The organism is Paraburkholderia sp. XV (assembly GCF_020177535.1).
Taxonomy (GTDB): domain Bacteria; phylum Pseudomonadota; class Gammaproteobacteria; order Burkholderiales; family Burkholderiaceae; genus Paraburkholderia; species Paraburkholderia caribensis.
The window spans coordinates 88,438-113,475 of sequence record NZ_JAGUUD010000009.1 but is presented as its reverse complement, the minus strand read 5'-3'; the positions used below and the strand labels follow the sequence as shown (position 1 = coordinate 113,475).

At 62.4% G+C, this 25,038-nt stretch carries 31 protein-coding genes; 1 reads left to right on the top strand and 30 read right to left on the bottom strand.

Annotated features, from left to right (window positions below; translation table 11 throughout):
- Nucleotides 1-77 precede the first annotated feature (77 nt).
- The 25 genes from KFO72_RS07765 to KFO72_RS07645 form a co-directional block, all read right to left on the bottom strand.
- Nucleotides 78-1,268 (bottom strand): hypothetical protein, encoded by a 1,191-nt coding sequence (locus KFO72_RS07765; protein ID WP_225031819.1) that lies wholly within the window; start codon nt 1,266-1,268, stop codon nt 78-80.
- 8 nt (nt 1,269-1,276) lie between these two features.
- The gene (locus tag KFO72_RS07760; RefSeq protein WP_225031818.1) at nt 1,277-1,873 is read right to left on the bottom strand and encodes a YmfQ family protein; all 597 of its coding nucleotides are present in this window, start codon (nt 1,871-1,873) and stop codon (nt 1,277-1,279) included.
- A 3-nt stretch (nt 1,874-1,876) separates the two neighbouring features.
- The gene (locus tag KFO72_RS07755) at nt 1,877-2,995 is read right to left on the bottom strand and encodes a baseplate J/gp47 family protein (RefSeq protein WP_225031817.1); all 1,119 of its coding nucleotides are present in this window, start codon (nt 2,993-2,995) and stop codon (nt 1,877-1,879) included.
- 46 nt (nt 2,996-3,041) lie between these two features.
- Nucleotides 3,042-3,491 carry a phage GP46 family protein gene (locus KFO72_RS07750; protein ID WP_224099650.1) on the bottom strand — a complete coding sequence of 150 codons (450 nt, stop codon included), beginning with the start codon at nt 3,489-3,491 and terminating at the stop codon, nt 3,042-3,044.
- A gap of 3 nt (nt 3,492-3,494) precedes the next feature.
- Nucleotides 3,495-4,055 carry a phage baseplate assembly protein gene (locus tag KFO72_RS07745; RefSeq protein WP_225031816.1) on the bottom strand — a complete coding sequence of 187 codons (561 nt, stop codon included), beginning with the start codon at nt 4,053-4,055 and terminating at the stop codon, nt 3,495-3,497.
- Complete coding sequence (locus KFO72_RS07740) at nt 4,052-5,128, bottom strand: phage baseplate assembly protein (RefSeq protein ID WP_225031815.1); 1,077 nt, start codon at nt 5,126-5,128, stop codon at nt 4,052-4,054. The genes KFO72_RS07745 and KFO72_RS07740 overlap by 4 nt, the downstream gene beginning before the upstream one ends.
- A gap of 2 nt (nt 5,129-5,130) precedes the next feature.
- Nucleotides 5,131-6,528 carry a DNA circularization protein gene (locus tag KFO72_RS07735; RefSeq protein WP_225031814.1) on the bottom strand — a complete coding sequence of 466 codons (1,398 nt, stop codon included), beginning with the start codon at nt 6,526-6,528 and terminating at the stop codon, nt 5,131-5,133.
- A gap of 23 nt (nt 6,529-6,551) precedes the next feature.
- Nucleotides 6,552-8,279, bottom strand: a complete 1,728-nt coding sequence (locus KFO72_RS07730) for a phage tail tip lysozyme (RefSeq protein WP_225031813.1) — start codon at nt 8,277-8,279, stop codon at nt 6,552-6,554.
- The gene (locus tag KFO72_RS07725) at nt 8,272-8,445 is read right to left on the bottom strand and encodes a hypothetical protein (protein WP_224030327.1); all 174 of its coding nucleotides are present in this window, start codon (nt 8,443-8,445) and stop codon (nt 8,272-8,274) included. Before KFO72_RS07725 ends, KFO72_RS07730 begins: the two co-directional genes overlap by 8 nt.
- A gap of 2 nt (nt 8,446-8,447) precedes the next feature.
- Nucleotides 8,448-8,990, bottom strand: coding sequence for a phage tail assembly protein (locus tag KFO72_RS07720; RefSeq protein ID WP_224030326.1), 543 nt, complete (start codon nt 8,988-8,990; stop codon nt 8,448-8,450).
- Between the two features lie 15 nt (nt 8,991-9,005).
- Entirely contained in the window at nt 9,006-9,374 is a 369-nt protein-coding gene (locus KFO72_RS07715; protein WP_180719663.1) for a phage tail tube protein, read from the bottom strand.
- 667 nt (nt 9,375-10,041) lie between these two features.
- Nucleotides 10,042-11,538: a phage tail sheath subtilisin-like domain-containing protein gene (locus KFO72_RS07710; protein ID WP_225031812.1), complete on the bottom strand. Its 1,497-nt coding sequence runs from the start codon at nt 11,536-11,538 to the stop codon at nt 10,042-10,044.
- Nucleotides 11,539-11,540: 2 nt separating this feature from the next.
- Nucleotides 11,541-11,795, bottom strand: a complete 255-nt coding sequence (locus KFO72_RS07705) for a DUF2635 domain-containing protein (protein ID WP_225031811.1) — start codon at nt 11,793-11,795, stop codon at nt 11,541-11,543.
- Between the two features lie 9 nt (nt 11,796-11,804).
- Nucleotides 11,805-12,413: a hypothetical protein gene (locus KFO72_RS07700; protein WP_225031810.1), complete on the bottom strand. Its 609-nt coding sequence runs from the start codon at nt 12,411-12,413 to the stop codon at nt 11,805-11,807.
- Nucleotides 12,406-12,756 carry a hypothetical protein gene (locus KFO72_RS07695; protein ID WP_225031809.1) on the bottom strand — a complete coding sequence of 117 codons (351 nt, stop codon included), beginning with the start codon at nt 12,754-12,756 and terminating at the stop codon, nt 12,406-12,408. The genes KFO72_RS07700 and KFO72_RS07695 overlap by 8 nt, the downstream gene beginning before the upstream one ends.
- 4 nt (nt 12,757-12,760) lie before the next feature.
- Nucleotides 12,761-13,798 carry a major capsid protein gene (locus KFO72_RS07690; protein WP_225031808.1) on the bottom strand — a complete coding sequence of 346 codons (1,038 nt, stop codon included), beginning with the start codon at nt 13,796-13,798 and terminating at the stop codon, nt 12,761-12,763.
- A gap of 73 nt (nt 13,799-13,871) precedes the next feature.
- Entirely contained in the window at nt 13,872-14,528 is a 657-nt protein-coding gene (locus tag KFO72_RS07685) for a head decoration protein (RefSeq protein WP_225031807.1), read from the bottom strand.
- Nucleotides 14,529-14,570: 42 nt separating this feature from the next.
- Nucleotides 14,571-15,224, bottom strand: coding sequence for a hypothetical protein (locus tag KFO72_RS07680; RefSeq protein WP_225031806.1), 654 nt, complete (start codon nt 15,222-15,224; stop codon nt 14,571-14,573).
- 26 nt (nt 15,225-15,250) lie between these two features.
- The gene (locus tag KFO72_RS07675; RefSeq protein ID WP_225031805.1) at nt 15,251-16,135 is read right to left on the bottom strand and encodes a S49 family peptidase; all 885 of its coding nucleotides are present in this window, start codon (nt 16,133-16,135) and stop codon (nt 15,251-15,253) included.
- Nucleotides 16,132-17,784: a phage portal protein gene (locus KFO72_RS07670; protein WP_225031804.1), complete on the bottom strand. Its 1,653-nt coding sequence runs from the start codon at nt 17,782-17,784 to the stop codon at nt 16,132-16,134. The genes KFO72_RS07675 and KFO72_RS07670 overlap by 4 nt, the downstream gene beginning before the upstream one ends.
- A complete protein-coding gene (gene gpW, locus KFO72_RS07665; protein ID WP_180719673.1) occupies nt 17,784-18,053 on the bottom strand; it encodes a gpW family head-tail joining protein in 270 nt (89 codons plus the stop codon). The genes KFO72_RS07670 and gpW overlap by 1 nt, the downstream gene beginning before the upstream one ends.
- A 5-nt stretch (nt 18,054-18,058) precedes the next feature.
- Nucleotides 18,059-20,053, bottom strand: coding sequence for a terminase gpA endonuclease subunit (locus KFO72_RS07660; protein WP_225031803.1), 1,995 nt, complete (start codon nt 20,051-20,053; stop codon nt 18,059-18,061).
- A gap of 91 nt (nt 20,054-20,144) precedes the next feature.
- Nucleotides 20,145-20,732, bottom strand: coding sequence for a hypothetical protein (locus KFO72_RS07655; RefSeq protein ID WP_225031802.1), 588 nt, complete (start codon nt 20,730-20,732; stop codon nt 20,145-20,147).
- A 313-nt stretch (nt 20,733-21,045) separates the two neighbouring features.
- Nucleotides 21,046-21,735: a hypothetical protein gene (locus KFO72_RS07650; protein WP_225031801.1), complete on the bottom strand. Its 690-nt coding sequence runs from the start codon at nt 21,733-21,735 to the stop codon at nt 21,046-21,048.
- Between the two features lie 22 nt (nt 21,736-21,757).
- Entirely contained in the window at nt 21,758-22,009 is a 252-nt protein-coding gene (locus KFO72_RS07645; RefSeq protein ID WP_225031800.1) for a hypothetical protein, read from the bottom strand.
- Nucleotides 22,010-22,076: 67 nt separating this feature from the next.
- Between KFO72_RS07645 and KFO72_RS07640 the strand changes: the two genes are divergently transcribed.
- Nucleotides 22,077-22,271: a hypothetical protein gene (locus KFO72_RS07640; RefSeq protein ID WP_225031799.1), complete on the top strand. Its 195-nt coding sequence runs from the start codon at nt 22,077-22,079 to the stop codon at nt 22,269-22,271.
- A 105-nt stretch (nt 22,272-22,376) separates the two neighbouring features.
- Here the strand turns inward: KFO72_RS07640 and KFO72_RS07635 are convergent, their stop codons facing one another.
- From KFO72_RS07635 to KFO72_RS07615, 5 genes are all read right to left on the bottom strand, one after another.
- A complete protein-coding gene (locus tag KFO72_RS07635; RefSeq protein ID WP_225031798.1) occupies nt 22,377-22,733 on the bottom strand; it encodes a hypothetical protein in 357 nt (118 codons plus the stop codon).
- Nucleotides 22,734-22,752: 19 nt separating this feature from the next.
- Nucleotides 22,753-23,457, bottom strand: a complete 705-nt coding sequence (locus tag KFO72_RS07630) for a hypothetical protein (RefSeq protein WP_224099630.1) — start codon at nt 23,455-23,457, stop codon at nt 22,753-22,755.
- Between the two features lie 183 nt (nt 23,458-23,640).
- Entirely contained in the window at nt 23,641-24,174 is a 534-nt protein-coding gene (locus KFO72_RS07625) for a hypothetical protein (RefSeq protein ID WP_225031797.1), read from the bottom strand.
- Between the two features lie 58 nt (nt 24,175-24,232).
- Complete coding sequence (locus KFO72_RS07620; protein WP_225031796.1) at nt 24,233-24,682, bottom strand: hypothetical protein; 450 nt, start codon at nt 24,680-24,682, stop codon at nt 24,233-24,235.
- Complete coding sequence (locus KFO72_RS07615) at nt 24,676-25,029, bottom strand: hypothetical protein (RefSeq protein ID WP_225031795.1); 354 nt, start codon at nt 25,027-25,029, stop codon at nt 24,676-24,678. The genes KFO72_RS07620 and KFO72_RS07615 overlap by 7 nt, the downstream gene beginning before the upstream one ends.
- Nucleotides 25,030-25,038: the final 9 nt, after the last annotated feature.

Genomic DNA, 25,038 nt, shown 5'->3' with positions numbered 1-25,038 from the left:
GCAAGTGAAATAAGAGATGATTTCTGCCTCTGAGTTATCCGAAAATTGAACGTAAATCTGGCTCATGTCAAAGTCCGTTAAAAGTCGTAGCCTGAAACAACGACCGAATATGTCGGCGTACCCGCGCCATTCGACGCCTGATAGAACAAGGTCTGCAGCGTACTCACCAACAGCGCGAAATTGATGTAAGAGGTAACGTTGTTGTTTATCGACCCCGTTATTTGCTGCAAGTCACTGGCGTTCGCATCGGACATCACTTGGAGGACCATACCACTCGCTGCGGCCGTCGATGCACACCCAATGGAACCGTAGATTTTTGTGGCATTACGAGGCACCTTTCCTGCCAACGAAAACGACGTCGGCGTCGCTGCTACCGTCGACGTTGTGAACGCGGTGCTCAGCCCATTGATTCCGATGTGGCGCTCCTTCTGGAGTCCCGTCACGAACTGAGAGCTAGCATTAGTAGGCCAGACCGAAACGAGCGCCGAAGCCGTATATCCGGCGGGCATGTTCGCACCGCCATATACGTTTGGCGCAGCGGCGCTCGTCGCGTTCGCTGCGAGCAGAGCTGCTGAGCCTGCAGAGAGCCCGCTCGCGGCGAGCGTCTGCGAGATAGAAACGGTGTAGGTACCCGCTCCGCCCGTTCCAGTTCCGAGCGCTGTAATGGTCGTGCCTGGTGCCGCGCCTTGCACATATTGCCCGACGGCGAGCACGCCCGACGCGACACTCGATACCGTCAGCGTCGTTCCGCTGATCGAACCCGTGAAAACAGCAGCTTGCGGATTGTAGATCGCATAGAGAGCGACATAGCCCGACACGGGGGCGGATCCGGTATCCATCCCACCCGCGCCGGTCGTCGCCAGATTGATGGTCTTGCTGAAGCTCGGAATGCAGTATCGGTAACCGCCGAGCGCCGACTCGACAATGATCTCATCGGCCGTGAGCGTCGCCGTAGTTGAAGCGGCCGCAACCGACATTGCGAGGTTCCTCGCCTGTCCGACGACTCCCGACACCCGGTTTGTCGTCGGTTGCCCTATCAGCGTCAGGATCGCCTGGAGCACCTGATTATAAGTTGTCTTGCTGGGCGTCTGGCCGCCGGCAACGACGATTGCACGCAACTCCTCCTGAAGCATGTTCAGCCAGGAACCGCGCACGTTGGTCGCTGGCGTGCCGGTCGCGGGGTTGCCCTCTGTGAAATATCCCTCGGTACCAGCTGCTTCTGGCGGCGGCAGTGTTGCTGCTGCAGTTGCGTCATCAATGCGATACATATGACCTCTTATGCATAAGCGAAAATGGGAATGGTGTGCGCCGGTTTGACGGCGTTGATTTCGCATTCGAGAACGTTGTTTCCCCACGCGGCAAGTGGGTCGCCGGCGGCCATCGCCCCTGCTACTGCTCGCACGACAGTATTGAGGGGCGCCGTTATCTTCCAGGCAAAGTTCCAGTCGTACCCATTGACTGGATCTCCAGCCCTAAGCAGGCCGGCGCGAGCCTGCGTGTATTGCACGACCGTGATCGTGTAACCGAGCGCAGCGGCAAAATCGATGAAGTATTCGATCGACTGACCACCGCTATTCGCGAATCGCGCATCAACCTGCTGCTGACGTTGCCGGATCGTCGGTGCAGCGCCTGCACATGGATCAGGAAGGCCAAGAGATGCCTCCCACTCCGGCAGAAGTTCATATGCCGATGCGGGGAACCCGTCGACCAGCAGCTGGTTGGAACGGACTGTCAGACGCGCGAACGTCGGCGCACAGCCCGCCAGAGTCTTCGTCTGAACGGCGTCTCCGTCGCGCGGCCAGACGCGGCCGCGCGGCATAAGCGCCTGCAATGCAGACAGGAAGTCCGCTGCAGTGAGATTCGGTGCGAGCATGGATTACGCGTTGAATGTGACGCCGCCAAGAACCGGGAGAGAACCGAAGCTGCCTGTGATATTCCCTGGGTATGGCGTGGTGACGCCGCTAATTACACCCGTTACAGAAGTGATCACAAATCCCGACGTGCCAGCGACAGAACCTATTGCGATCTCGATGTCCGACCGATCAATCGTGCCGCCGCGCGGGTCACCATTCCGGAAGAACACGTCCGCAATTGCTGCCTCGACCGCATTTCTCGTCGCCGTCGACCAGCTCGAGGTGCCAGAAAGTACGAACGAAAGCACATTCTGTATCGGCGCACAGATCCAAACGAGCGCTGTCGCGGGCTCCTTCGATACGATCGCGTCGGCAACAACCAGTTGATCGCCTGTTGCAACTGTGGCTCTCGGAAGGCCGCCGGGCCCCTTGTCATTTTGTGACACGCCATTCGTGCCTTGAGGGAATCCTCCATGCGCCGCCTGCGCGTCATCAAGCATCACATACACGACCACGGTGCCAGCGCCGAATCCGTTCGGCGCGCACCAGGCGCGTGTGACCCCCGCAACGGCGAGCGCCCATTGAACATAGTCCGGCGCTGCGCCGCCCTGCGGCGTTTGCTGATACGCCTCGAGCACGCGATCGCGAAACTCTTCCTGATCCTCGATGTCTGCGCCCGACGCCACAGTACCTGAGACGGAACCCGTAGACTGGATTCCATCAACAGCCACATCAAGCGATACGACGGTTCCCGCATCGGCATTACCAGCTGCGCCGGCAACGTCGGCGACGATCGTGACGGTTACCGATCCACCGGATACTGTCTGGGTCGCCAGGACGGTATACGTCGCTCCATCACCACGAACGATCGCCGTACCGGCACTGAGCGGCTTGCCGTTGGCTCCCTGGAACGTGGCCGACAGTTGCGCTGCACTCGCGTCCTTCTGATAGACCTTCTTCAAAGCGCCCCATGCCTGCAGGTACTCGCCCTCGGCCGTGAATGGGTTCGTCTGCTTCGCGATCCAGTCGAGATACCCGTACTCCTCATTCGTCATGCCCGCGAGCACGACGCCAATGATCTTCAATGCTGCGAAGCGCAGTAGCGGGTCCGATCCCTCGAGCGCGGCCGCGATATCGGCCATCGCGTCAGACCGGATCTGCGCGAGTGTCTTGCGTGCGTATGGCATATCAGGAGATCTGGTTCCAGGCCCACGCGTAGCTCTTCGAGGCCACGGTGGTGCCGTCCTGTTTATAGAGAATGACCTGCAGCCCGAGGAACGAAGATCGGACCCATTGCGCAAGCACGTCGATGCGCGCAGCCACGCCGTCGTCGATCATCCATTCGAGCGCTTCGCGCGCGTAGTCGACCGCGTTATTGAGCGTTTCCTGCGTCTGCTTTGCGCGGCTGAGAAGCCATAGGCGAGATCCGATCGGCACATCCTCGCCGAGGTCACCCCACCATCCCCGTGGATCATTTGTCCCATCCGGGATCGGGTCATCGGGGTTCGCCGTGCGATCGGTGAACAGGCTGATAAGAATGCCGTTGTCGAGATCGTTGCCAGTGGTGAGCGCGGGCCCAACGAGCTGCCAGTCGCCCCGGCTGTTGTCGACGTCCCAAACGATCGTGATGTCGGGCATCGGTTACTCCGGCTGATTCGGGGCGTTAGACGTGCGCGTGCTTCCGCCGGTCTGGATGTTCACGACATCGTGCGTGTGGCCGTCATAGATCGCACGATCGGCTTCCATGCTGCGTCCTGTCGTGTCGACGTTGTCGGTGATGTCTCCCGTGCTCTCGATGGGCGCCTCGACCCGCAGCTTCGTCAGGTTCGTGAACAGGACCGGGTTACCCCCGCCGTCGATCTTGATGCCTGACTCCGTCAGATAGACGGACTGCCCACGACTATCGTGAATCGCTACCTCGCCGCTCGCGAGCTGCTTCATCCGATAGGTGGCGTTTCCCGTCCCGATCACCACGCCGTTCGAGCGATCGCCGCCGCCGAAGATCACGACGGCATCCGATCCGTCGGGAGGGTTCGAGACGAAACCGTATTCCGCGCAGCGCGGAATGTTATCGATGGTCTCGAGCGGGCCGAACTTGACCTGCATCCGTTGCACGTCGCCCGCATCAGCGACCAGCTGCACGATGCCGCGTGCCAACCCGTTCAATACCCGCCGTGCCGTGCGCGTCAGATAGTCGCTCATGGTGCGTTGGGTGCGCCGCGCACGACGTCGGGTGAGAGCGGCTGCAAGATGGTCGGCTCGGGCGTGAATGCCGCCGGCGGCATCAGCAGAAGGGACGCGTGGGTGCCGCCCTCTTCGTCGAGCGTGTAGGTGACTTCGGAAATCAACATGAAGGTCTCTTCCGGAATCTTGAGCGGCGGTATCGTGACCGGAACGAGCGTGTTGGGCGTCCAAAGCGCCCCGCTGCCGTCTCGCCAGCTGTCAGTCAGCACTCGAACAGCCTGCGATCGGCCCGCCCTGCGTGCCGCCTCCCAGTTCGCCCGCTCCTGCGCAATGTTGCGGCCGGCCTGAACCTGCTCGGAGACGACATACAAGTTGCGAAATCGATCGACTGTCGCGTCGGTGGCCGTTGCGACGGGCACCAGATTCACGCCCGCGTCCCCCATCGTCTGCATCGTGAGGAGGTACACATCGATCGCCGAATAACGCAGGTCGGCGCCCCACTCGAATTCCGCTTCCTCAACGTTCTCGCCATAGACGAAACCCGATGTATGCGCTTCGACGCCCGCGCGGGCGAGTCTCAGATTGCCGTCGGGCAAGTCATACGCGAGCAGCCCCGCATATCGCGAAACACGCTCGATGACCTCGAACGCCGATTCGCCGATCATCAGGTTGATCTGCGGGATGCTAGGTCCATCGTTGCCGTCGCTCGTTGCGGTGATGCCGTAGCTCTTCGCAAGCTTCTGCGCGATCTGCAGCGCATTTGAGCCACTGATCTGACCGCCCGGCCATACTGCGCTGCAGTCGACAAGATCCTGGCATTTGCCTCGGCCGATCACCCTGATGTAGTGACGCTCTGGCGCGACACCCGGAATGACGCGATCCACATATCCGGTGATCACGACATCCTCGCCGAGCGCCACCTGACACTTCTGCCCGGGTATTGCGCTGATCGAGTCGAGCTGGCCCGGGAACAGGTCCGTCATCTCGATCTCGAATTCGCTCGGCAGCCGCTCGATGCCACGCGTCACGCGAATACGCTCCCAGCCCGAGACGTTGGACCCGTCGAGCATCAAAGTCAGATCGTCTGTCATCGTCAGGAAGAAAGCGCCTTGAATGTCTGAGGCATGAAGGCGGGATGTGCCGGGTTGGCTTGAGCTACGAGCTCGTCTGCGCGGCTGGCATCGCGATAGAGACGTTGCGCGATCACGAGCGCGGGAAGATTGGCCTTGAAATTGAATGTGGCGATCGATGCCAGGCCTGCGCCCCGTTTATTCAGATCCTGCACGACAGCGGCACGCAGCGTGCGCAATGCGCCGTAAGTCGAATCCTCGCCCTGATTGCCGGCCACCTCGATCTCCGCATCAATCAGCGTCGTAACGGCTTCGCGAACAGCTGCGGCGTCATCCGAGGAAGTCGGTTGATACTTCGACGCGGCGATCGCGACCGATGCGATCGCCGCGCGACGGAACAGATCTCCGGACGCAGATTGCATCGTTGCCATCGCGCCGCCGATCGTCGACGACGTCGTCGGAGCGTCCGGATAGAAGTCGGCCAATGACGTCAGAAGCCGCATGCCATCGGCGGGACTCGGTGCGGCCCCCAGCAGCGAACTGGCTACGCCCTGAGCGGCGTTCGCATATGCGTCGGTCGAGCTCGCATCGAGGCCGGCCGCAGCTGTTGCCAGCACATCTGACGCCGTCGACACTGCGGTGCGCGATTGAACCGCTTGAACGATGGCCTGATCGACCGTCGTGACCGTGGATGCCGACGAGCCGGGATACTTGCTGAACGTAGGCACGGTCGCACTACCGGCGAAACGACCGAAAGCGCCCGGGAGGTTAAACACGAGATGAACGAGGTTTCGCGCATCGCCCACCAGATTCTTCGCGGTCGTGTACCAGCTAAGAGCCGTTCCGACTGCCATGTTGACGACCGACGCGCCATAGGCGAGCGTGCCTAATGCGCGAGCAGCGAAGTCGGCGGCCGCGGACAGCCCGAGTGCAGCTGCAGCGGATGCAATGAGGCTGGTCGTTCCGTTTGCGGCGGTCGGAAATACACGATTGCCGCTCTCGACGAAATCAAACTGCAGCTCAAAGTACCGGCCCTTGTCCCAGCGCTCAATGACGCGGAAGTCCATCACGTTGACCGATCGCCGGCCATACGTCGGGTGAATCAGCTCCCCCGAGTCCTCCGTCTCAACCAGTTTGATCAGGACCTCGCGCTGATCGACGACGTCATCGCCGACGAGAAACCCCAGCACCTGGAATCGCCGCGCAGCGCGCCCCATGTCTTCTGCCCATGGCGTATCGCGCTTTGGATACTGGTGCAGCACATTCCGTCGACCAAATGAGCCTTCCGCCGAGAGCGAGACAAACGGCATCCCGCGAAAAGACGCCGGGCGCAACCGGTCGAAGTACGATCCCATCGTCCCGCCGAGCCGCGCGGCAAGTGAGCTCGCGAGATTGGTAATGCCGGATGTCGTGCCGAGCACGGCACCCGAGCCGCCGCCTACATTCATAGAGCAGCTCCGAGATCCATTGTTTTACCGGTGCGCACGTTCGTATCTACGTTCCTGGATGAACTGACGGACGTGCGCGTGCCTCGCGGTGCGCCCTGCAGGTTGATATCGACCTTCACGAGCTGCTCGCCCGGGCCCAGAGACGCCTGCGTCGAGTCTCCAGTAGGCTGATTGGCGGAAGCGACAGCCGGGCTCCCGCCGTATAGGCCGGAAAGCTGATTGGCGAACTGCGAACGCGCCGCCGCCTCACTATCGGCGGCGGCAGGCCGCTCGTAGAGCCGGGAGACAATGTCGGCAGCCTGTTCAGGCGTCGATGCGCCGGCCAGCGCGGATCCTGCTGCACGCTCGTTGCCGTTGCGCAGTTCGTAGTCGACGAAACCGAGCTGCTGCTCGAGCGTCGAGTTTCCGATCCAGTTACCCGCCCATTTCTGAAATGCGTCTTGCCGATCCTTGTGCCACTGCGCGATCCCGTATGCCTGACCGTTATCGCCGACCGCTGTGGGATCAACCTGACTCTCGCGCTGCAGGTTCGCCACGATGCCGATCGCCTGGGATCGCGACCAGCCGCGCGACTGGAAATACTCGATTGCAGTCGTCGTGTTGCCATTGACGCCGGCGGCCAGCTCGTCGTTCGTGCTGAGACCGTTACCGCGCCACGCATTGCCGAACCGCTCGAAGCCCGTGCTTACGCGTGATCCTAGGTGCGCGACGTGCATCAGGATCTCGTATGAACGCGATACCAGATCGAAGAAATCGCTCGCGCCGCGCTTCGCCTTCTCCCAATCGAAGCTCTTGATCTCATCGGACAGGAACCGCACCGCACCCGCGACGCCGTCGATAAGCTTCTGCTTGTTCTCCGGCACGGCGAGCCACTGGCTCATCAGCTCGATTGCCGGCTGCAACACCGGAATAAGCGCATTGCCCAGTGCGTCCTTCAACGAGACGACCGACAGCTCGAGCTTCGCAATATTCTGCGCATACTCCTCGGCCTGCCGGATCGCACTCGGGTCCATGGTCGCGTGCAGATTGTCGAATTGCCGCACCAGGTCCTGAATCGCGCTCGGCCCTTTGATCAGCAGAGGCAACAGCGACTCCACGCCGAACGCCTGTGCGATCTGACGCGCCGACTGGATGTTGCCGCCAGCGCTCAGGTTCGAACGGATCGCGCGGGACACGTCCAGCATCGCGCGAGAAACGTCGACGGCGCCGTCGGCAGTACGGTGCAGTCCGATCTGCCACGCGCTCATCAGCGCCAGTGTCTCCGGCGCTCGGCCATTCACGGCGCCCTGCATGGTGTCGCCAAGCGCCTGCAGCGATGCGTCCATGCTGTCGGTCGAGAGGCCTGCCAGGCGAGCGACGCCGCGATATTGCTGCAGCTGCTGCGTGTTGATGCCGAGCAACGTCGACGTCCGGTCGATCTCCTGTCCCGCACGCCCCCAGCTCGTCACGATCGACGCCAGACCCGCGATCGATCCGAGTCCGCCCAACAAACCGAGCGGCGTCGCAATCATCGTGATCTTGGCGAGTAGCCCGCCGGCCGCGCGCGTCGCCGATGTGAGGCCGCGCACCAGACGGCTCAATCCCGTTTCCCGGCTCAGCGAGGCCAGCGACTTGCCCAAGGCCGTGACCGGCGCGAAGGTGCTCGCTATCGAACCCTTGACCTTGCGCACAGTCGACGTCGCGCGGTCAACCGCGGTGATGACGAACTGGATCTTGTTAGCCATGCTTGGGCTTTGCGGAAAGGATTCGCTTCGCTTCGATCAGGTGCCACTCGACGTCACTCCATGTGGCATTCCAGAGTGACGCCGGCGCGATGTCCCAGAAGTGCGCGGCGTCAGCGAGCATCTGTTCCCAGCCGTCGGGGAGAGCGTTCGCGCCGGCGACCAGCATGCTCAGTCGGGCCGCCGGCGAATCTGAAAACCGTTGAAGTAGCCGGTGGCCGAGTGAAAATCGCGTGCGCTCAGCGCGCGGACCGTTTTGCGCGGCACGCGCGCGACGATCGAAATCAGTTCGATCGACGACGCGAACGGACCGCCGGCCTGCCGTGCCTTGCGGCGCTGCAGGTTCGTCGGCTCGCACAGATCGAGCTTCGTCGCATTGAGCGCGGTCGCGTCGTCCGTTAGCTTCACGGGCGCCTGCAGCTCGAGCGAGAACTCATCCGGGCTGCGAACATCCGGCATGAGGACCGCTTCATCGGCGAAGCCGCTAAAGAAGTCCTCCGCTTCGTCGATCTCGCTGGAGAAAAGCTCGTCGACGACATCGATGGGCACGCCGCTGACGATAGCGACCAGCGCAACGACGAACCCATATTTGCCGCCCGATTTCTCGGCCTGCTCATAATCTCCGGCGAGAGGCTCACGCAGCTGCAGCTCGGTGTACGTCTTTGCGTTTTCGCCCTTCCCGACGGTAATCGGACGGCGAAACGTAAGGGTCATGGTTTCTTGCACGGATCAGTTCTCCGACACGTCCGGACCTTCCCATTCCACGGGGAACGTGGCGTCTTCCGCCTTCGCCCCCTGAGGATTGACGGTCCACATGTTGCGGCCGATGACGGTTTTGCCGTTCGCCAGCTCAACGGTGACCGTCACGTCGTCCATCTGGTTGATCTGCTTGAGCGACAGGCCGCCCATATCGCGCAACGTGGCTTTGATAGAGCCGACCTTCGGCTTTTCGCTGAAGCCGTGGACGGTGTCCTGCCCGGTCAGCGATTCGCGAGCGCGCTCGCTCGGGTCGTATTCGAAATCGCCAGCTACCGGGTACGACACGCCATCGACCGACAGGTACGCTGTGCCGGCAATGCGATTTTTCGTGTTCGACATTTAGAACTCGCAAAAAAAATCGCCGGTAATCGGCGATATGTCGGTTGAACCTAGATGCGTGTGCTCTTCGGCAAATCTATTGGACTTCTTTCGATTTGCTTTGCCAGTGATGATGCGGAGGTTCCATGGGACATGTAGTCCACATACCATCCGTCCCATGAGCGGGACTATGTGATCAACCTCGTGGGGAATGCCCGTCTCACGCGTTATCCGCGCTGCTTCCTCGTATATCGATCGGATCGCAGATAAATCCACCCATTTCGGCGTAGCAAGACGCCTCCGGGCATAACGCGCCGCGGTGCGCGCCGCCCGATATGGTTTTTGCGAATGCTTGAAGAGAGCGACCCTATCGGGATTGGCTTCACGCCATCGGGTATTCCGTTCCAGGTGGGCCGCATAAGCAACGGGGTCCGACAGGATCCGGCGCTTGTATTCTCGCGACCAATTTCGGTCGTATTCAGGCCGTTCCAGACGTCGCCTACGCGACTGCTCTGTCGATCGCTCGATCAACGCCGCGCGATTCTTTTCATAGAACTCACGGTAACGCGCAGACGCACAGCTCTTGCAATATGCAGCGAAGCCATCGTGAGTTCGACGGTTGCGACTGAAAAAATCCGGCGTGCAAGGCTTTTCGGCCTTACACGTCGGACATCGCTTCAACAACATCTCAGTTGAGCCTGAACTGAGCGAGCAGCGCGAAGATCCGCAGGCCGCCGATCAGCGTGCCGTCCCACAGCTCGTTGACGCGGCTCGGATTCTGCGAATCGATTTCGACAATGAGGCCGGCCGCAAACGCGTCGCTGTTCTGGACGTAGCCCTCGAACTCCATCGCCTTGTATTCGGCGATCTGATCAGCGCGGATGGTGTTCGGCGTCACGATGTTTGCGCCGGGCGCGAAGCGCGTGCCATTCGCTGCCAGCTTCTTCCGGCCGTATTTCGACGTGACGACGCCCTTCAGGCGTCGGAGAACATACATCAGCAGGAACAGGGTCTCGACCTGCAGGTAGCTGTTGTCCGGCTGGCCAAACGGGTTCTTCTGGTAGGTCGTGATCAGGTTCTCAACCGCGACCGTGCCATCGTCGGCGACCGTGAACGTGGAGATGCCGTCGAACAGCAACGTGTTGCGGTCCGTGAGCGCGAAGCGCGACGCGACCGGCGGCGGCAGGAAACTCGACAATGCAACCGTCTGCAGCGGCAGACCGGGATCCGCCCGGAGCGCTGCCGCAACCGCGCCGCTGTAATCCGCTGCCAGCAACCATGCGGGGGTCGGCGAGTCGTTGAAACCCATCACCGTCCCATGCTGGTCGTTCCGTGTGACGCCGAACGTCGTGAGCGCGCCTACGGTGCCGCGGTAGGCTGCGAAGAAGTGCCCGTAGATCTGCTTCGACCAGCTCCAGCGGCCGTTCGTATCGTTGAGGAAAGACTTCAGCGCATCGAGTGACGTCGCGTCCGTGTACGGCATCACGATGAAGTCGAACGGTGCATCGGCGAGATTCGCCAGCGCGGTGGTCAATGACGGGTTCACGGACCCGCCAGTCATCGCCGTGATCGTGAACGCCAGCCCCGTCGGCGTAACCTCTCCGTTGGCTGCGCCGCGGTAATTGACGCGAATGTCGATGTCGTTGCCGGCGAGCCCCTTGTTCTTCGCCGTGAAGTTCACCTTCGAGGTGGTGGTGCCGTCGACGGCAGCCGTCACAGGCAAATCGGTGTTCGCGTTAACCGTCGCCGTGAGTGCGGTCGCAAGTTGCGCCGCCGTTAGCGACGAAGTCACGTTTTGCGTGACAAGTTGTCCGGCCAGGTACAGAAACAGAACGCCGGCTGCGGTTGCGCCCGCAGTGAAGTTGATCGAACCCGCCGCGGCGACGGCGCTCGGATCGTCGGCGAGCGGCAGATACCAGACTTCACCAAAGCTATCGCTATTGCGATAAGCGGCGGTCATAAGCGCGAGCATCGACCCCTGACCGCCCGCCGATTTCGCGTCCGCGGCGCCTTGGGAAATTACGGGAATGTTGGGCGTTGCGGCGCCGGCCGACGTGATCTGACCGATGATGAGCGCGCGCTGTGTCTGGGTGGCGCTATTGGCCTGACTGTTGTCGACTTCCGCGTAGAAAAGCGGAACCCGGATCTGGTCACCGGCCGGAATGTTCTTGAACGGTACCGTCATGATCAGACGCTCCCTTCACGATGAGTCGACGTATCGTCAACGGCATTGGTTTCGGCGTGATCCTGATCACGCACTTCGACCTCGGTTTGCGGCGAAGCTTCCTTCGGCTCGGGCCGCTCGGCGAGCTCGACATCCTTGTCGCTCAAACGCTTCACCCAATAGAGGTGATCGTCCGGCACGTCGCGCCCCTCGTCGGGCAGGAAGTCCTTCATATCCGGGTCGCGGATCTTCATACCCGCTGCGGGTTTGACGAACATGCGTCACTCCTAATCAGAAAAATCGAGGTCGATGACACCCTCTGCACGCCCGTCGGGCCCCGTGGAACGAGGTGCCGGTGGAATTGCGTCGGGGAATGGCGGATCGGGATACGTCCCGTTCGGGTCAAACGGGCTCGCGAGGTCGACGGTGAGCTGCATGCGCTCGAGTGTGTTATTCACATCGGGCTCGAAGGCCTCATAGATCTGGAAGTGCAACGCGATACTGACGGCCGCGAAATGCACGCGACCGTCCGAGCTGTATTCCGTCGTTGTATCGATGGCCGGGAAGTCCTGCGTCTCGCCTCGAATGCCGACGTCGCGCAGCAGGATGTCCTCGATGGTCGCGCCGAGCGTATCGAGGGCGTCCTGCGCTACCTCCGCAGTCGACCCGGAAACGATCCCCCGGATCTCGATGACGAAGTCCGTGTTGAACTGCGTCTGCCCGTTCGTCCCTAACGACGCCTTACGCTCGGCACCATTTCGCACGAGGATCGCGGGCAGCTTCGACGGTGGCACGCTCCAGTCCCCCGGTGACTGGATCGTTGGAGCGGCAGCTGCTGCCTGCAATGCGGCCACGACCAACTGCCGCATCGCAGCGCGTCCGGTGGGATCAGCCATTGACGTTACTCACCAGATTGAGCATGAGACCGCCACCGCCCCATCCATCGAGCCGCGCTTCGCGCACGACATAGACGAGGCCTGTGCGGATGATCTGCAGCTGGTCGTCCTGCGCCGGCGCCGAAGCGAACTGCGATTGCTGGATCCCCAGACGCGGCTGAACCGTCGCAACCTGTGCGCCGTCGACGATTGAGAGCTCGAGGAAGGCTTCGTCGAAGATGCCGTCGATCTCGTAGGGCTCGGTGCCAGAAACGGGCATATACAGCACCCGTTCGCGCTCACCGAACACCTTCATCGCGACGCCGTTCACCTTGTCGGTGGCGGCTCGCCAATCGAACGGCATTGGCTTATGCGCCGGCGCGGCCGGTCTGGAGCATTTCCGGCCGCGTGCAGATATGCAGCGGGTAGGAATAGCCTTCCATCTTCCAGAACGAATTGCGATCGCGGTCGGGGATGGGAATGACGTACATCGGCTTGCCAGGCGTGTTGACCCATTCGAACGATTCGCCCGGAGCAAGCGCGCGCTGGAAGACACCGGGAGCGCCGACCGGGAAGAACTTGACCTTGTCGTCCGGAATCTTGATCGTCGTGTTGTCGTCCGAACCGCGGTAGTTCATCCAGTAGATGCCCGCGAACTTGAACGTGTCGAACGCGGCGCCCTGGCTGTCATCGCGAAGATCTGCGGCCGCCGACCAGTTGATGTACGTGCGGATGACGTCGACGTGGTTGACGAAATCGTCGTAGAACGCATCGCCGCACATCGCATACACACGCGTCGTCGGCAACCATGCGCCCTGTGCCTTGCGCATCATCGCGCGCCGGATGGCATTGCAGATCGGGCGGATGCTGTTCGCCTCCTGTGCAGTGAGATCGAAAGGTACTTCCGCCGCGGGCGTGATGCCGAACTCGTCGAAGAAGTTGTAGATCACAGATCCCGACGCATCGAGAAGCAGCCCTTGCACTGCGCCCACGCGGTGAAATTCCCACGTGTACTCGATGTTTTTCAGGATGCCCGTGGGGCCGCTGAGTCGTCGCGCGACTTCCGCCTGCACCTGCATGAGTTCGGATTCGGTACCGAACGCGCGGATGTCCTGGATTTCGTTCGCGTAGATCGTGTCGCTGTGCATGAGACGCGGCACCCGGAAGTACCGTGCCTGACGCTGTTCGGTAACACGCTGCGTGCCTTCGGCGCCGCGCGGCGACGTCGGAATGAGGATCAGCTGGCCCTGACGCTGTTCGACAGCGAGCGTCGTATTACGGATCGGCTCGTCATCGAAGATATCGAGATCGCCGAGCCCCTGCGGCTGATACGGATATTTGTCGACCGCAGCGGTGAGCTGGATGGTCGAGAAGGCATCCTGATGGAAAACGTCCAAACTGGCCATTATCGGCTCCAAAAATAATAATGGCCGCGAACGCGGCCACGGGACAAACGAGGAAGATCTGCGGAGACAGGTGTCAGCGGGTGATGATCCCGAGCGCGGCGAGTTGCCCCTTTGCGGCATTCAGCTGTGCCGTCGTGATACCCGCCGGCCAGATCAGTTCGCCACCGTTCACTTCGGCGTCGCGGACCACCGCGAGACCCGGCACGTCCGCCAACGTCGCATCGTAGGTGCCGAACCCGATACCAGCTGCGATCTGCGTGCCGTCGGTGGCCGTCGGATTCAGCGGCACCAGCGACGCGGAGAGGAGTGACACCGTGACGTCGAACTCGTCGCCGACAACGAAATCCGTTGCGCCGTCGGCGATCGCGAACTTGATGCCATCGGAAAATGTCTGCCCGACGACGACGTCGCCAATGACGTCGCCCGTCGGATCGAACACGCGGAACGTGCCGCTGTTCGCCGCGGCCGCCGTGCAGCGCACGACGTAGATGCCTGCCTGCGCGTTGGGCAGTACCGGCGTCGTGGCATCGAGGGTGAATGCACCGTTACCGGTGTTGCCGGCCTTCGCCGCGGCCGCCGCAGTGCCGCCCGCCTTCTTCGCGACGACCTCGCCGGGAAGGTGTTTCACCGCACCGCTGAACGTCATCGGGTCGCGCGAGCGGTGGCCGCGCGCTTCGGACACGATGAAGCCACCATCGTGCCGGTTTTCGAGCAAAGGAGTCTGAGCCATGATCGGATTCCAGAGTGAGGGATTGGACTACGGTGCCTGCGCTTAGCGGCGGCGCTTCGCGCCAGCTTTCTGGAACGCGACGTCCCAGCTCGCCGCGATCGACTGCTCGCTGCTCGCGCTGCGATCGCCGTCGATTCCGAGGTTCGGATTCTGGCGACGTCCCCGACTGCCTTCCGGTGCCGGCGAGCCATCGAGAACCTCAATCGCCTCACTGCGCGTCATGGACGTCGTGAAAGCGAGCTTGCACGCCAGAACCGGGTTGCGACCGGCGCCCTTGCTCGCGAAGATCGCGGCACAGCGCGCGCGTTCACGACGACGCGCGCGAGCTGCCGCGCTGTTTCCGCGCATCTCTTCCTCGTCGTCGTCGTCTTCGGCGTCCGGATCGCTGTTGTTATCATCGTCAGCCGCACGCTTGCTCTTCTTGCCGTTGCCGCTGCCGTTGTTCTGGTCGCCGTCTTCATCGCCGTCGCCATCGCCATCGCCGTCGCCGTCACCATCACCTTCGGCGCGGCTTCCGCGGGCGTCGCCATTCTCGCGATTCTGGCCATCGTCCTCGTCGGACGCGCGCTTGCCTTTCTTGCCCTTGCCGCTGTCGTCGTTCGAATTGTCGTTCTCGTCTGATGCACGAGAGCCGCGGCCGAGATGGGCGAAGCTCAACCCACCTCGTGACATGAGGTTGCGTAACGTATTGCTCATTGGATTTACCCTGATGGTGGGATGAGTCAGCCCAGCTCGTCGAGCAGGGAAGCGAAGGCTTCGTCGGGTGCCATGACGGCATCGGCGAAGCCGATTTCGACGCCGGCGGCGCCGAGAAAGGTGCCGGCCTCCGTGTCGCGCACGACGGCCGTTTTGAGATCGCGATTACGGGCGACGGTCTTGACGAAGATCTCGCCCATCTTGTCGACGTCGGATTGGAAGCGCGCCAGCGCCTCTTTCGACAGTGGATTGAACTCGTTTCCGTCGGCTTTTTTCGCGCCGTAGTGAATAAGCGTGACGTCGATGCCGGCTTTCGAAAGTGCCTGCGACATGTCGACATGCATGCAGATCACACCCACGCTGCCGGTGCCGCCCGTGCGCGGGACGATGATCCTGTCGGCGGCGCTCGCGATCGCGTAGGCGGCCGAATAGGCGCTCTCAGTGAGGACTGCCCAGATTGGCTTGCGGCCGCGTGCCTCGTAGATCGCATCGACCAGATCGAAGCATCCCGACACTTCGCCGCCCGGCGAGTCGATATCGAGCATGATCGCGCGCACATCCGGATCGCCGAGCGCCATGCTGAGCAGCGCTCGAATCCCGTCATAGCCGGTCATGCCGGAATATGGCTCCAGCATGCCGAGCTTGTGCACAAGGGTGCCCTCGATCGGAATGCGTGCGACGCCCTGCGCGACGTCGTAGGGCTTGTACTGCGCTTCTTCGCTATCGTCCTCGGCATCGAGAAACATGCGCGCGCCACCGTTCGCCAGCTCGAGCGTCGTGCCGTCGTCGCGAAAGAGATGCGAGATGCCGAAGCGGTCCGCGAGCGCGGCCATCACAACTTCCGCCTTATGCGGCAGGATCGCGATAGGCACATTGAAAAGCCGCGTGGCCAGGTGGGGATAGTTGATCATGCTGCCTTTGGCTCTTCGGGAGGTTCATCGGTACGCGAGGCGAGTTCGGCGCCGCCCCATTCGGGCAGGGACATGCCACGCTCCCTGAATGCCTGGATCTCGATCTGCCGCTGATCGATGACTTCTTCCCAGTCCAGGCCCTGCTCGGCCGCTTCCTGCTTGAGCGTGGTGAGTGCGGCATCCATCTTGAGAATGGACCCCTGCGGTTCCTTGACGGGATCAACCCAGCCACGCGCGGGCCCGAGCCACGAGCACGCCGCGTAGGCTGTCGCTGCCTCAATGAAGTCGGGCGCGCCCTTCGGCAGCGGCAGCTCGTCGTTCTCCATCGATTCGCGCAGCCACACTGCATACATGGGCGTCGCGGTGCCGGCCGAAAAATCCAGCCGACGGCGGATCAGCGTCTTCCAGCCCTCGAGCATCGAGCCGCGCATGTTCGAGTAATTGCTTCTCGACCAGTCCTGCGTGACCTGCTCGATCGGTACGCCGAGCGCCGAGGCGACGCAGCCCTGCATCTCGTGCACGAACTCCGTAAAGCCGTTGTGCGGGTGATCGGACGTCAGTGCCTTGATTTCTTCGCCCGGCGCGAGAGCCGGCACACGCACACCGTTGAACATGGCCGGGCGCTCATCGTTCCACTCCTTTCGCAGGCTCTGATAGAACTTGAGTTCCTGATCGCCCCCGAGCGCATCCTGCACTTCGGCCGGATCGTATGGGCTCGTGACATACGTGCCGATCGACGCAGCGAGCGCTGCGGCCTGCAGCTCGATCCCGTAGTAGCGCGCGAGCATCTTCGCGTGCGCCAGCACCGGAATGAACACGCCAATACCACGGTTCTGGCCAGCGCGATCGCGGTCATAGTCGTGAATCACGCGCCGCCAGCCGTCGTCATCTTCGCGCTCGACACGCTCCCACTCCATGCTCTCGACGGCGTTGTACCAGTCGTTCTGGTGCGCGCGGCGAATGTGATACGCGATCGGCACGCCGTCATCGTCGACCTCGACGCCTCCGCGCAAGTGCCTCGTATCGACCATTTGCATGGGGTTCGACAGGCGGTCCGGGTCCACGACGAGATAGCACGTCGCGTAATGTGCGGCGCCGCGGCCGACGCGCTCGGGCTTCCAGTAGTTGACGATCAGATCTTCGCCGTCGATCAGCTTGTGACGCAGCGCAAGACGCAGCTGCTGCGAGACGGTGAGCTGCCGCGACACGTCGTTGTAACGGCCAAGGTCGTTCGAGAACAGGCGCCAGCGCGCCTCGGCAGCGCTCGCGAATTCCTTCGCCCACTGGATATCGAAGTTCGCCCCGCTGATCAGACGCAGCGCGCGATAGTCGGGCGCTGCGGACAGCCGCAGCGAAGCGCCGATCGCGTTGTCGAGTATCCTGGTGATACCACCGCTCGACCGCCCGTCGTTGCGAACCTGATCGCGCGAGCGCGCGACCATCCGATCGCGGAATTGCGTGATCTCCGCATCGGGCGAACGGATCCACGGCAGCCACGCGCCCATCTCCTGCGTCTGCCATTCCGCGGCCTGGTACGGGAAATACGCGGCGCCAATCTGGCTGCCGAGAGGCATACCGTTCGGATACTCGCCGCGCGCACGACGAATGGGATTACCGCGCACGTCGACGAGCGTGATGTCTTTACCCATCAGAACACCGGCGTGATGTAGCGGCGGCGATTGATACAGACGCCCGGGTTGAGCGCCTGTTGGAGCTCGGCGATCAACATGCGCAGGTTGGCCATGCTTGTCTGCTGAAACGTCACGCTCCTCGAACCGTCGCCCTGCGCGTACGACACCGTGACGGCCTTCTCACCCGTGCGCAGATCGATCAGGGCCTGCTGCGCCTGCGCGAGCGCGGCCTGCAGCTGCGCATCGCTCATGCCGTAGTACGGCGAGCTGAGATCTGTAGTGGCCATAGGATTTAGCGAAAACGGTGAACAGCGGATTTCGACTTCTGCTGCGCGGTGCCGGAGCCCGACGTCGATTGCGGCGCGCTCGGCGCCGGTGTGGCCGATCCCGCGATCAGGGATGTGTTCGTGTCCCACGGTGCCGCCCACGACGGCGGCTTGTTCCAGTCGATCTGCGACAGGCCGTGGAGATGCGCCATCACGTGCGTGAGCACCATCAGATCGAGCGCCTCGTTCCGGCGGCTCTTGATGGCCTTCTCCCATCGCCCGTTCTTCGCGCGCGTCTCGGCGGTCAGCTGCTCGAACCAGACGTGAGGTTCTTCGGGAGAGCGCAGCGCATATGGAAAATGCACGTACCACTCGCCGACCTCGGCCGACTGGAGCTGCCCCGACAGATCATCCTTGAAGCTGTTCGGGTTGAACTGCGCAACGGGGACGGTGCCGCCGGCGGCCGCGCGGTTTGATTTGCGCGCGGTGTCCGGATACGTCACGACAAGCCGCTGCGCAAGCAACGCACTGGCGCCCTTCGTGGGAAGTACGGTCCACGCGTCGCGCCCTGCGATCCTGCCGATAAGGCGGACAACGCCGTCCATCTTTCGCCAGCGTCGCCATGCGGAATACGCCTGCTGCGTCACGCCCGCTTCGCCGCCGCTATCGAAACCGAACGCGCGAATCGGCATACGGCGCCGCGTGCCGTCGGCCAGCGGATACGTGCGTGTGATGATCTCGAGCAGCTGGTCCCAGTCGTCGGCGTTCGTCGCCGGATCGCCGAGCAGGCGCCCCTTCTCGATCACCCAGCTTTCGCCGTCGACGCCCCAGCCTCGCACCAGCCATTCGAAGCGCCCGCCGTTCGCGTCGACACCCGCAGTGAGGAACCGAACGCCCTCGGGGATCTCCGCGAGCTTGAGCGCCGCCTCGGCGCGCTCGGCAAGCACGTTCGCGTCGATCGATCCCGTGCCCCGCTTGGGCGAATACAGAAAGCCCCACTGCTTCGCGACGACCTGACGAAGAGTCTTGTCATCGCCGTCGACCTCATACTCGCGCTCGGCTTTCGCTTTCGCACGTGCGAGGCCACCGATGCCGCCCAGGATGAACGGCGACATGGCGCCGACGATCCAGAACCCGGCACTGTCGCGCGCCGCGAGCTCGCCGGTCACGATGCCGTCCTGCGAGATCTCCTGCCCATCGCCGACCCACCCGCCGAATGGCGAGCGGTACGCAGCGAGGTTCATGGCGCGCCGCTCGCGGTCCTCGATCAGACAGCCATTCACGGGGCAGACCAGCCGCGCCTTCTCCTGGATCTCGTCGAGGCTCCAGTCGTCCTGATAGTGCAGCGTCATGTATCGAGCTGCGATCGGGACCGGACTCGACCACGCACCGCAGTGCGGGCACGGCCAGTACCACACGCGCCGATCGCTATCGCCGTACAGCGCCATGATGCCGGCGGTCCAGTCACGTTCCGGAACCATCCCTCGAGCGCGGTCCGGGTGACTCATCGCGAGCAGCATGGACTGCCGTCCAAAGGTCTGGCGCCGCACGTCGAGCACGGCCTTGATGTCGCCGAGCGACTCTGGATATGCGTCGACCTCGTCGGCCACGATTCGCGGTGCCGACTTGTTGATCAGGTTGTTGTCGTTCGCCGAAAGAAACTCAACGCGCATCGCGTCGAACATCTTGAAGTGAAGCGAATCGTCAACCGGCTTCGATCCGAGTTTCATCGCCATCTCGGCGTGGCTTCTGATCTGCGTGTTGATCCGGCTCTTGACGAACGCCTCGAGGCCCGGATCCGTTTGCATGTACCAGAGCATGTCGCCAGGGTCATTGGCAACCGACTTCAGCAGCCAGTTTTGAGCAATCTCCGTTTTTCCCGACTGTCCGGGCCCGACCACCACCGTCGTCAGATAGTCGAGCCGTGTGAGCGTCTCCATCGGCGCGACGAGATACGGCGCTTTCTCGTGGTGCCAGCGGCCAACGAAACCACCGCCCTGATTGGACAGCCTTCGATTCATCGCCGCGTACTGCGCCACTGTCTCGCGCTTCGGCGGTATGAATGCCGCTAGAGCTTCGCGACCGATCTGGTACGCGTCGGCGTAAGCATGCTCAAGCATCGGGACCTAACAGCACATTCAGCTCGTCGACCATCGTCGCACGCAGGTCGTCGGTCAGATCCCGGATGTCGTCGGCGTTTTCCTGCGGGAGACCGAGCTTGTCGACCACCTGGTCGGCGAGCCGGTCAAGACCCTTGCCGAGGTGCACGAGCATCTTCGTGATCACTTGGCGCATCACCTCGGCCTGCACCAGTTCCCCGCGATCGCGCCGCAGCTTGTCCTCAAGGATCTCAGCCTGCACCGCGTCGCGCCGTTGCCGCGCGCTCTGTTCACCGGCGTGAACGACGGGCTCGACACCCGCCGGCGGAACGACCGAGTACTTCGCGCCCGGGTACGGATTACCCGAGGCCTTCGGATCGCTGCGCTGATCGAAGTGAACATCGGCGGCCGCCGTCGGTGCCGGCGACGGCGCGCGCGATCCGCTTTCCAGATAGGCGCGGACCGCGGCGAGATCGAACGCCCAGCCGCCGGCACGGGTGCCGCGCTGCGCGATCGGGAAGTTCGCATCGCTCTCGAGCCGACGGTCAAGCTTCGGCCGCGTCCAGCCGAGCGCCTCGCAAAGCGCGGCCTTGCCGATCATTCCGTCGCTGCCCGCCGGTGTAACGGTTTTCGTCTTCCCCCGAGTTTTGCCGCCACCGTCCGTTACACCACGCTTCCCAGACGCCGCGTGGCTTTGCGCTGCGTTTGATGCCGCCATAGGTGTAACGTGTAACGGGATTTTTTTACTCAACAGAACGGGAGAAACGGGCGCGCGCAGTGCCCGCGTACCGGTAGGGCGGTGGAAGGACCCGCCCCACCTTGGTGCGCGCCCCTCCCCCCTGCTCAAAAAATAAGCAGATCGCGCGAAGCCTTGCTGGGCGGGGCTCTCCGGGCGGTCCACGTCGCCGCTAGCCTCACCGGCGCCGTGTCGCCACAGCCCTCGCCAATGCCTTGCCGAACTCGACAGCGAACGCGCGCTGCACGACCGCCTGTGCACGGCTACCGAACTCAAGGTGCTGCCTGACAGGCTTGGCATCACCGAACCTGATCAGCAGCTTCAAATGTCCACTCTGATTCTGGCCGCGCAGTGCCTTCGTCTTCCCACCTGGCGTACGCACCACCTTCGTGGGCGCGGGCCGTTGCCATACGCCGCCGATGCTTTCACCGCTGCGCGTCTTGATCGTCCCAACGAAGATGTCTGGCCTGCCCTTTAGCCTGTTGAGCGTTGTCGTCGACAAGTTGCCGTACTTGTTCAGCAGCGTCAGATCCTTCGGATTCAGCCACGTCTTGCCAGAGCCGATGAGCTTGTGTGTGCCGCCGAACTCATACGGCGCAAGGTAGGCTGCCGCGATGTCCTTGATGTAGACGACGGCCTCAGGGTTGGACTTCGTCGCACCCTTCACCGCGACCGAGTTGACCGTGAACGGCGTTGGCCGATCAAAGATCTTCGGCATTGCGTCTTTCTCTGCCTTCGCCGCGAGGCGCGCGACCGCCGTGATCGTCTGTGCTATCGCGAACGGCAGTTGCTTACGCTCAATGTCCGACAGTCCCCGTGCAACAGCCGCCACGTTCGATGCGACAGATATCGTGAACGGCGATGACATGGTGAGAACATTCAGGAGGCAATCAAGCCGCCCACGCTGCAGAACGGACGTCCGACGGCGGCTCGCTGTCGAAATACGGAATGGCCGGGATCTGCAGCGAGTCGCGGCCAATGGGGAAGGCCTGCACCGCGATGTCGGTCGTGTCTTCCTCGTACAGACCGATCACGAGCGCAACTGTCGGCTGCGCGAAGAACGGCGCCCGCACGACAACGCTCTCGCCGAGGCGCGGGCGCGCCAGCTTGGGCGCGGCGCCCTTGGACTTCGGTCTGTTCATTGCGCACCAAACAAAAGGTCAGCGTCGTTCTGCTAGGATGATTCTCTCTAACCACATGGAGAGAAAGATGCCAACAAGCTATACGCGGGGCGACGCTTCAAACGCCGCAGTTGAAATCGTCAAAGCCGGGCTGCAAAGCGGCGCAATCAAACTAAACGGCTCGCTCGGAACTCCAGAGCAAGGCGCCAAGGACGACGCCGTGTATCTTTCGACGCTTATTAATGAGATCGTCGAGAAGATCAAGAACCCAGATCTCAGGTAGGGTTAGCAATGAAAAAGCCCCGGTCGTGATAGCGACTCGGGGCTTTGGGGACACTTATTCACAGTGTCAGATTGACGCGTAATTTACGGTCGAAAACGGAAATCGTCAAGAGCTTCCGTCAAATCGGATGGCGTAAAGCCGTCGAAGCATCGACTGCCATGCTGCGTCGAAGATCGCGCCGATTCGAACGCGCGCGACATCTTGGACGGTGGGATCGTCGTCCATCAACTCTTCGTCCGACGCCTTTAGCGGCTCGATAGCGGCCTCGATGTCCTCTGGTTGATAAAGGTTCGATAGTTTCCAGTCCGCCATCACGCCGGATCGCAAGTACTCTGCCGCGTCGCGGGCGCGCGCAGCGTCCGGAAACCCGGCGGCGCTCGCAACTACGCGATCACCGTCAAGCAGCAAGACGCTCCAGACCTCTTCATTCCCCCTTACGTGGCACTTAATCACTTCTTGCATGGCAACGTCCTTGGCTGGATTAGTATGCTGATCCCACGAACGGCAGCGTGGAAAGCATATCATCTGCACGTTTCCGGGCCTTGGACTCAAGGCCATCCACAGAACTCGCCACCTCAGGCAGTTCGATTGCCTCATCGTGCAGATGCGCCTCGTCTACGACATCGGCCGTGGCGTCCCCAGCTGCGGCTCGCCTGCGCTTCGACGGTCTGACTTTCGGTTTCGACCGTCCCTGAAACCAAAGTTTTATGATCTGCCAATGCGCTTCTGCGGTTTTCTCGGACACTTCGCATTTCAGTGCGAGAGCCTTGATCTCAACCTTCATGCCGGCCGCCTTCTCCACCAGCCCACGGCGAAGCTGGTAATGCACGATCCGGCCGGCGAGAACGCTCATGGCCGCATGGGTAAGCAGACTGATCGCTTCCTGATACTCCGGATTGGGCGTGTATCCGGAACAGCATGCGCGGCCGCACGCGCACGGCCACGACCGCGGTGCAAAGCGTGCGACCAGCACGGCGCGCTCGATATCGGAGAGCTGCTCGAGCTCACGCCTGATCATGCCCGCCTGACCGGCGCCGTCGTTGCCGCTCAGCCCCTTGCCCGTGCGCGCCGCTGGCGCCGCCATTCGATCGACGAGCGTGCGGTCCGCGCGTTGCATCGAATAGTTGAACGCGAATATCAGTGCATCCTGCGGCGTGCGGAATAGTGTTTCAACCGTTTCTGTCATTGCTGGTTTCCTTGTATTGCGCACAGCGCTTCCCGTATTTGTGGCCCTTCCTGCATACCCGCTTCGGCGCGCCGAGTGGATCTCTGCGCAATACCGCGTGATCGCACCCAACGCACCGCTCACCTCTTTTCTCCTCGAGCACGTCGGCCGGGTTGCCGAATTCCCATTGCTCAAGTTCTGCCGTCATGCGGCGCGCGCCGCCGATCCGAATAGCGCTTCCGCAGCGGGATCGCGCCGGATCAACTTGCCTTCGCGCTCCAGCCGCCGCATGTTGTCCCGACTCACGCGGAATGCGGCGTCAGCAGGCCGCTCGCGTTTCAATCGTTCCCAATAGCGGGCGTAAATTTCGGATCGCGACATCGCTGCAGGCCTTGGGGCATCCTGGCCAGCGCCTGCGGCAAATACTTCGACATATGGTCCGTCCGCGGAGCGCTTCCAGTCGACAATGTGGATGCGCGCGCGATTCTCTTTGATGAAGTTGGACATGGCCGTACGACCGACGCCCGCGCGCGCCGCCACTTCGCTACGCGTGCCGCGGCGGTGTCTCAGCGCTTTCCAGATCAGTACTTCGGATACACGCACCGGAACGCCAGACCCGATATTTCGGCGGCGCGCCAAACCGAGGCGCGGGCGGCGCTTCCGGAGCGCGGGCTCCGTGCGGCCGGGCAACTCCTTCAGGATCTGCTTAGCCGTCTTGCCCTCCTTCCACATGCGCACGAGCGTCGCATCCTCCTCGGGCGTCCAGTCAGGCGCCTGAGCGGCATCGACACGCCGCTTATCCATCGATTTCCTCCACTGATTCATCTACGACGCCATCGCGCACGCGCGACCACTCGCGGTAACCGCGCCGCCATGTCGAAAACTTGAGCGCACGCGGCGCATCACCCTGATCGAGCCACGCGTGGCACCAGAAGCACGCAGGCACCGTGTATCTGTCATCTGCCTTACGCGCGCCGCCCTTCCCGTGCTCGCTCTCGTTGCTGTGCGCGGGCACGATCGTTTCCTCCGGATCGCGCAGCGGACAAAGCAATGGGACGCGCAGATAGCAGATCTGGTCGCGGCAGGCATCGCGCATCTTCGCGTCGTGCCATTCGCGCTTTTTGCGCGTGCGGCGCTTGATCTCGCTGTTGCGCAGCCATTGCTTGCGCGGCGTAAGGCTGCTGAACGGCGAATGCGGCTTGCGCCTGAACTCTGTGCGCTGCAGCGGTTTCTTGCGTGTCAGCACGGTTCGCCCCGCAGTTGCACTACGTCATCGACGCGGATGCGATCACTGTTCGGCGGGAATTCCGGAATCGGCACTCGCTGATTGAAGTGCAATGGCACGCCAAGCTGAACCTCGCCACTATCGAGCCGTGGCCAGCTCTCCGGCGCAGTGATCCAACCGGGCAGGCGCACGTACGCGAGATAGGTCGTGCGCACGCCGCGGCGCAGCGAGTTGCGGAACTTCCAGCCGGGATTACTTCGCATGCGCACGAGCTCGATCACCTCCAGCTCGAGCACGCAAGGCGGCCTGTCGCGCTGTGGCACGTCGTATACAGTGAACGCGGCCGGGATGATGAACGTCATGCGCATGCGTGGCTC